This window comes from Terriglobales bacterium (assembly GCA_035561515.1).
In the GTDB taxonomy this organism is placed as follows: domain Bacteria; phylum Acidobacteriota; class Terriglobia; order Terriglobales; family Acidobacteriaceae; genus DATMXP01.
On record DATMXP010000038.1, the window covers coordinates 1 to 8,060 of the forward strand.

Here is an 8,060-nt window from a genome sequence, read left to right on the forward strand (position 1 = left end):
CATATATGAAGAATCTCTATATGAAAGCAAAGGAGTTAGACAGCGCATATATGAAAACAAAGGGCTTACCAGTTCATCGGTTCCTCAGTTCGTCAGTAAGGCAAAAAACAAGTCGTTAGTCCTTAGTTGTCGGTCGTCGGCAAAACAAAAAGCAAACAAGTCGGTCGTTAGTCCTTTGGTTGTTAGTCGTCGAATAAACCAAAAAGCAAGCAAATGTGAAAGGTGGTGAGACAGAAAGTTTCGTCTTCACCACCTACATTTTCAGGATAGCAATTTGGGTGGGGGCATCATGCCAAGTTTTGGAAATTTATTTTGCGAGTGTTTTCAGCGAGATGCGGGGAAAAGGGCGTCGTGACCCCCTTGACATGGCTCGGAGCTGATTGTGCCGAAACGGGAACGGAGTATTGAGTAATTTGGTGATTTGGTAATTTGGGTAATTTGAAAGAACTGGCGGTCACCGCTGGTGGTAAACCGGTCCTTTCGGTGGTACCCAAGATTTGACCAACGCGACGATTCGGCCCACCAGCCGTTGTCTAACTGGTGGGACAGGTTACTCATGTTTGCTAACGCCGCGGTCTCGAGGTATTGCGAATAGGTGAAATTGCTCCCGCTATAGACGCGGATCCACCGGTTCGCTTTCCAACGCCAGCACTCCGAAGACGCATTCGTGCACGCGACGTAGCGGTTCGCGTTCAACGAAACGGTGCAGAGACTCCAGGCCCAGCGCGAACTCACGAAGAGCAAGCGACCGTTTGGTCGCCAGTCCGCGCGATCGCAGGCGCTCCAGATTTTCGGGAGCGGTGTATTCCGGTCCGTAAATGATACGGAGGTACTCGCGCCCACGACACTTCACGGCCGGCTGGATGAGGCCGCGACGACTGCGCGAAGCAAAGTTGAGAGGCTTTACTACCATGCCCTCGCCTCCTTCGGCAGTCAACTCTTCCCACCACGTAACACCGCCATGTTCGCTGGCATGATCGTCGAGGCGAACCGTTCTATAAGGCGTTGCGAGAATCAGGCCGACATCGGACTGAGCAAGTCTGTGCGCGGCCTGCATATGCCAGAGGTGGTCTTTGTCGGTATGCACCATATTCTCACTAGCGAGCACATGGAATGGCGCAAGCTTCAGATCTGAAAGAGAGTGAACAGGCCAGCAGTAGCGGCGGTAGGCGTCGACGTACTGTTCCGCCATCTGCTTACGCTGAGAATAGCGATCCAGCAACGGCTGCACTTCTGGTTGTCGTTGACAGGCAAGACTGAGCGTGTCGATAACCTCGGTGAGGGCCGCGCGAGCGGCAGCACCTGTGGGCGCGTACTGCTGGCGGAGTAGTTCCTGCGCCTTTGCCGACCACGGCATAAGTTCGCAGTCGAGGCAGATCCAGTCGGTGCTGAGTTCGTCCCAGAGACCGGCTGCGGTTATCGCGTCCCGAACACGGCGCAGGAATTCGTGCTCGAAATTTTCTTCTGTGAAGAAGCGACGGCCTGTACGCGTATAACAGGCACCAATCTCGTCCTCGACGACACCGAACCGTTTAAGAGCGGCATCACGATTGCGGCAGACGATGACAATGGCGCGTGAGCCCATGTGTTTCTGCTCGCAAATGACCTCCTCAACATGCTCTTTGCGATAGTAAGTGAAGGCTTCCGTCGGGTGTTCGAGGAGACCCGCAATCTGCGTGGTTTCGGAAGGGGACATGGTGGGCGGCAGATATATCAACCATTTCGGATTCGCAGCGAAGCGGCTGATCACTTCGAGTGCGGCAATCGCATTCTCTTCACGAACGGTGACGTTGCCGTGCAAGCGAGTATGAATGATGCGCTTGCCGATAACGTCGTCGATATCAAGAAGGTCTTCGAGTACCTGCTGCTGAGTACGTGCTAATGGAGCCTCTTGAGCCAGGAAGGGTTTTGCTGGCGCATAGTACTGCCTCTGGGCTGATACGGAGACCAACTCCTTTTCGGGATAGCGCAGCGCGGTGAGTTTGCCGCCAAAGACGCAACCGGTATCGATGTTAATGGTGCGGTTCAGCCACTCGGCTTCCGAGACCGGAGTATGCCCGTAAACGACCATGGCGCGGCCACGATATTCGGCCGCCCAGTTGTAGCGGACAGGTAGTCCGTATTCGTCGGTTTCGCCGGTGGTCTCGCCAAAGAGGGCAAATGACCGTACTGCGCCCGACCCTCTGCCCTGCATTTCTTCTTTCATCCCAGCGTGTGCGACGACGAGTTTTCCGTCATCGAGCATGTAATGACTTACGAGCGAATCGATGAAGTTGGCGACTTGTTTCTTGAACTCGAGGGGTTCCGATTCCAGTTGGGCCAGAGATTCCGCCAAGCCGTGTGTGACCTGCGCATCTTTGCCGCGAAGTTTCTTGAGCAACTTCGTCTCGTGATTGCCGGGTACACAGAGAGCGGCACCAGAACCGACCATAGACATGGCGAGACGAAGTACATCGGGAATCTTCGGGCCGCGATCAACGAGGTCCCCGACAAATATAGCTTTTCGGCCATCCGGAGGAATCACCCGATATGATGAAGCATTTTGTTCGATGGAATAGCCCAACTGTTTCAGCAACATGGTGAGTTCGTCGAAACAGCCGTGAACGTCTCCAATGATGTCGAACGGCCCGTGCTCGTGCTTCAGGTTATTCCAGAGTGGCTGCCGCTCTATTTCCAGTCCGTCCAATTCTTCTGGAGCGTGAAAGATGTGAACATGCCGAAAGCCCTCGCGTTCCAACCCTCGAAGAGAGCGTTTTAGTTGCTGGGCCTGGTTACGAATGACGTGGGGTCCGAAGTCACGATCGGGACGCCCGCGATTGCGATCGGCACAGACCTTCTCAGGAAAGTTGAAGACGAGAGCCACCGGAATAACGTGAAACTCACGAGCGAGCGCCACTAGCGGTTTGCGCGATTCAGGCTGGACGTTGGTGGCGTCGATGACGGTGAGGCGTCCCGCTGCAAGCCGCTTCCGTGCAATGAAGTGCAGTATCTCGAATGCTTCCCTAGTGACGGTCTGATCGTTTTCGTTGTCGCCGACAAGGCCACGGCAGAAGTCGGACGAGAGGACCTCCGTGGGCTTGAAGAAGGTACGACCGAAGGTGGATTTGCCGCAGCCGGACGGGCCGATCAGAACAACGAGCGAAAGTTCGGGAATGGTAATTTTCACCGCGTGAACACCCCCATCTGGGTGGGCGCGCCAACGGTGGGATCCTCGTTGCCGACGGGACGAAACTCGATGCTGTAGCCGAAGCGCTCACCAATTCCTTGCGCCCATTGCTTGAAGTTAGCGCGCGTCCATTCGAATCGGTGATCCTTGTGGCGGAACTGGCCAGCGGGAAGCGTCTCGAAACGCACGTTGTACTCGGCGTTTGGTGTGGTGATGATCACGGCGTTTGGTTTTGCGTGCTCGAATACAACCCGCTCAAATGCAGCGAGACGAGGGGGATCAAGGTGCTCGATAACTTCGATGACGGCAGCGGCGTCAAATCCGGCAAACCGTCGATCGCGATACATGAGCGAGCCCTGAAAGAGGCGGACGCGCTCTCTCTGCTTCGGCGGCATGGTGGCGAGGTGAAGGCGTTCACTGGCAATTTCAAGACTGCGGTAGGAAACGTCCATGCCGACCACTTCCTGAAACTGCCTGTGCTTGAGGAGCTCGCGAATCAGCTTTCCCTCTCCGCAGCCGAGATCGATAACGCGAGCAGCACCGGTGCGTACGAGAGCGTCGGAAACAGCGTTCAAGCGGATTTCATTGAGGAGCAGCGGACGCTCAATCGCTTCTTCCTGTTCGGCCTTTCTTTCCTGCTGCTCGTCAGCTGCTGGTTCCTCGTCGCCCAAGAGACGCTCAAGTGCTTCGGTCGCGAGTCGTTTCTGATGCCGCAAGTAACGGTTCACGATCAGTTCGCGTTCGGGATGTGTTTGCAGCCATCCTTCACCGCGCTTGAGTAGCTTGTCGATTTCATCCTGACCGACCCAGTAGTGCTTGTCGGCGTCGAGCACGGGAATAAGGACGTACAGGTGTGTCAACAAATGCTTGAGCGGTGTCGCCTTCTCGAGTGTGACAGTGTAGTAGGGGCCTTCCCCCCATTCGGGAAACTTGTCGTCGAGTCCGTGATGTTGAGCGGCGACGGTGTAGCCGAGGGGTTCAAAAAGGCGTCGGAGCAGATCTTCTCCTCCACGACAAGCAAGGACGGAGATGGTTGCGCGCAGTGGGAGAGGCACGTCGACCAGTTGGGGACGGCCTTTGCTTGTACCGGATAGAGCGCTAGCGAAGATGCGCGCGATAGCGACACTCATAAATGACGATGCCACGTACGGGCGGTCATTTACGTACTGTTCGAGAGCTCCTCCCTCACCGGCAGGACCTCGACGGCTCCGGACGAGTCCGACGGGATCGACGTCGAGTAGCAATGCGGCAGTGCAGCGTAAGTCGGTTGCTTCCGGATAAAAGACGTGCGCTTGTCCGAAGGAGAGGTCGAAGGACTGCATGCGCTCCGGGTTCTTGTGCAGCAGATAGCCGAGATCAGAAGCTTGCGGGCCGCTGTTCGTGATAGTTAAGAGCATGAAGCACAAGTATCGCGCGAGGGAGTCGCGGGGACAAGGTGGAAACCACCGCGTGCGTGTGCCGCATTGCGGTGCTGCGCACCGCTTCTGAAAGGTTTCGACGACGCCAACCCCGGATTACGTGCGCAAAGAACGCGCACTCCACCCGTGGGTAATGAATGACGTCCGCTACGCGGACTCGTGAAGTGGCGGAGACTTCACATCGGGCAGGCGCCCTCCCTCAGGCTAGGCGCCGCCACATTGGTCAAAACTCTTGGAGCGATGGTGGAGGCCGCCGGCTCGGTTCACATCTCGTCTACGCTGCACGCGGGAGTTTGTGTTGTTGCATGGCGTGCATAGACGGGTACATCGGCATCTTTTCCTTCCATCCTTTGCGCAGGAGCCAGACGTTCGCGGGGTAGGCGGTGGCCCAGCCGACGATCATGGCGATCTGCATCATGAACCAGAAGACAGCCATGTTGGGATGGATGCGCGTGGGCTCGGGGAAGAAGACGAAGCGAGTGAGGGCCATCCAGGCGAACATGCCGATTTCGAAGGCGGCGATCGAGATGGTGTCGGCACGCATGGCGGCGAGGATTCCCTTCCCTGGCGACAGGCCGCGCATGGGAACGATGGTGAAGTACTGAAAGAAAATACCGAGGGCGTAGGCGAGGACGAAGTCAACGACCAGCTTGGTTGCGAATTCCGATCCGGCGACGAAGGTGGCGACGGAGCCACCGATGAGGAAGAGTCCGCCTTCGCCGAGGATGTCACCAATGGTGCATCCGGCGCCGCAATGAAAGTCGGCGATGGAGACCTGCTCGCGCGTGGGTTCCATCTGCTGCATGTGTTCTTTGGTGTGCTCATCGGGCCGGGGCGAACTGGCCACGCTGACCGGGCGTGAGCGGACGTAAAGCCACGCGGCGACCGGGCCGAAGTACATGGCGGTGATGGGCCACACGAGATGCATGATCCACATGCGCTGACGGCGTCCGGAAAGAATGTCGAAGACGATCCAGAGTGCGATCGCGGTACAGAGGCCGAGATAAACCCAGGCGAGCAGGTGCAGCCATTCGGGATAAGGCTTCATGATGGGGAGATGTGGCGTGACCGTTAGGGGTTTACGGGCAAAAAAGAAACGCCGGAGCAACGCCCCGGCGTGGTGTCACCGATGATGCCGTTACGCTGACTTCTTCGCGTACTGTTCGGGATTGCGGTCGAACTTCTGCTTGCAGTCGGTGGAGCAGAAGTAGAACTGCTGGCCGTTGTAATCGCTCTTTCCGGCGGCATTCTTCTCATCTACCTGCATTCCGCAGATCGGGTCAGTGTGCATGAATCCTCCTTGAGAAGTTATGGATGGGCACAGGCGATGCGCGGTGGCCTGAGAGGAGCAATGCGAGGGGAAGAAAAATCCAAGGAGAGTTTCTAGCGAGAGGAAAACCAGTTTCGTTTTGCACTGAATTCTAAGCGGCGACGGGTTTTGCGGAACATCTTTGGCGATATCCCCTAGTGGGAAATTTCCGCGTACGGATGTGAGCTAATGACCAGAAGAAAGATCGCAGGCCTTTCGTTGTTCGTTGTTCTGCTGATGGCGCCCGCCTTCAGCTTTGCGCAGACAAACACCGCCCTATTTGGCGAAACCAAAGTTCAATTAAGCAATGACTTCGTGAGTGCGTTGGGAAGCTTGAGCGTGGCACCGGGCACGGTGTTTCCCACCCGACTTCAGCGCGGGATTGTGAACTTCCCGGTTGTTGGCGGCGCTATTGACCTGCAAACGGCAAAGGGAGAAATCCTGCACAGCGGCGGGCTAACGCTGACGGCAGCAAACGGCACGAAGGTGCAGTTGCAGGCATTTACGATCGACACGACGGGACAGCCGGTGATCACGGGACTGGTAAGCGTAAACGGACAAGTGCTGGGCCGGTTGCCGTTGTTCACGCTTCAGCTTCCGGGCAATCTGAGCCTGCCGCTCAAGCCGGTACACAATTGGATTACGCTGAAGGGCGTGGGCGTGCAACTTTCAACGCAAGCGGCCACGGCGCTGAATACGGTGTTCAATGTCACGGCGTTTCAGGCCGGCTTCAACATTGGAACCGCCAATGTTTCGTTTTACAGCTTTCGCTGAATCTCGCCTAAGGTGAAGATCTGAGGGTCCGCTAAGGGGATCAAGCGGGCCCTCTTCGGCGGTTTGCGACAGATTGTCATTGTTCGGGACAGAGTGTCATTCGGTGTCACCCGGCGGGGCGAGAATTTGCTCAGATTTTCAATCACTTATGGGTGCACGAGCTTTGGCAACGCCGTTGCAGAAACAAATGCGGGTCTGCCTTTGAGGTAACGTTGCGGTGCCAGGAGCGGCGCTCTCCGCGTGTAGGCGGCGCGGGCAGGGGCGACGCGCACCGCAACTTGAATTCAACATTCCGGGCGCGATACAGGGTGGTCAAGCCTGAGCCTCAACCCGGCCACGAGCGTCACACACTGGGCTCCTCTCAATCTGTGACGCTCGTGCGATTCATTTGTGCCAACCTTGGTTTTACCGCACAATGCTAAACAGATGATCACGGAAGCATTGCACCAGATTGCGAACCACCGGCATTCGCTCGGGCGCGAACAGGCGCGCGATGTGATGACGGAGATTCTTGCGGGAAAGGCCACAGATGCGCAGATCGCGGCACTGCTGGTGGCGCTGCACATGAAGGGCGAGACGGTGGAGGAGATCGTCGGGTTCGCGGAGGCGATTCGCGCGGCGGCAACACCGCTGGCGGAGATCGAAGATTCGGCGCTGGATGTGAGCGGCACCGAACGTGATGCACTGGTGGACACCTGCGGCACAGGCGGAGATGCGGCGGGGACATTCAACATCTCGACGGCAACAGCGTTTGTGGTGGCGGGCGCAGGCGTGAGGGTGGCAAAGCATGGAAATCGCAGCGTGACGTCGAAGTGCGGCTCGGCGGACGTGATGGAGGCGCTGGGAATCAACATCAACCTGCCGCCGACGAAAGTGACGGCGTCGCTGGAGAAGGTGGGGATCGCGTTCCTGTTTGCTCCGGCGATGCACTCGGCGATGAAGTATGTGCAACCGGCGCGTCGCGAGTTGCGGCTGCGGACGATCTTCAACCTGCTGGGTCCGTTGACGAATCCGGCGAAGGCGTCGGCGCAGGTGGTGGGGGTCTATGCGAAGGACCTGGTGGAGAAGGTAGCGCAGGCGCTGTGCATGCTGGGGCTGAAGCGTGCGATGGTGGTCCACGGCGAGGATGGGCTGGACGAGATCACGATATCGGGGCCGACGCACGTGGCCGAGGTGAGGGACGGCGGCGTAAAGATGTACGACGTAACGCCGGAGCAGTTCGGGATCAAGCGGGCGCCGCTTGAGTCGCTGGATGGGGGCGATGCAGAAACGAATGCGAGGATCATTCGCGCGGTGCTGGAGGGGGAGAAGTCCCCGAAGCGGGATGTGGTGCTTCTGAATGCAGCCGCGGCACTGGTGGCGGCGGGGCGGGCGGATACGATCGGCGTGGGGC

The 8,060-nt window shown here is 57.6% G+C and carries 6 protein-coding genes; 2 read left to right on the forward strand and 4 right to left on the reverse strand.

Features of this window, described 5'->3' with window-relative positions:
* Window positions 1-610 precede the first annotated feature (610 nt).
* From VN577_16635 to VN577_16650, 4 genes are all read right to left on the reverse strand, one after another.
* Window positions 611-3,166 carry a polynucleotide kinase-phosphatase gene (locus VN577_16635; protein HWR16452.1) on the reverse strand — a complete coding sequence of 852 codons (2,556 nt, stop codon included), beginning with the start codon at window positions 3,164-3,166 and terminating at the stop codon, window positions 611-613.
* Complete coding sequence (locus VN577_16640; GenBank protein HWR16453.1) at window positions 3,163-4,563, reverse strand: 3' terminal RNA ribose 2'-O-methyltransferase Hen1; 1,401 nt, start codon at window positions 4,561-4,563, stop codon at window positions 3,163-3,165. Before VN577_16640 ends, VN577_16635 begins: the two co-directional genes overlap by 4 nt.
* 295 nt (window positions 4,564-4,858) lie before the next feature.
* Window positions 4,859-5,632, reverse strand: a complete 774-nt coding sequence (locus VN577_16645) for a DUF4396 domain-containing protein (protein ID HWR16454.1) — start codon at window positions 5,630-5,632, stop codon at window positions 4,859-4,861.
* 90 nt (window positions 5,633-5,722) lie between these two features.
* On the reverse strand, window positions 5,723-5,875 hold the full coding sequence (locus VN577_16650; protein HWR16455.1) for a YHS domain-containing protein: 153 nt from the start codon (window positions 5,873-5,875) through the stop codon (window positions 5,723-5,725).
* 207 nt (window positions 5,876-6,082) lie between these two features.
* On the opposite strand from VN577_16650, the gene VN577_16655 reads away from it, so the two are divergent.
* Both VN577_16655 and trpD read left to right on the forward strand, forming a co-directional pair.
* Window positions 6,083-6,667, forward strand: a complete 585-nt coding sequence (locus VN577_16655) for a hypothetical protein (GenBank protein ID HWR16456.1) — start codon at window positions 6,083-6,085, stop codon at window positions 6,665-6,667.
* A gap of 426 nt (window positions 6,668-7,093) precedes the next feature.
* A partial coding sequence (trpD, locus tag VN577_16660; GenBank protein HWR16457.1) for an anthranilate phosphoribosyltransferase occupies window positions 7,094-8,060 on the forward strand: 967 nt, incomplete at its 3' end.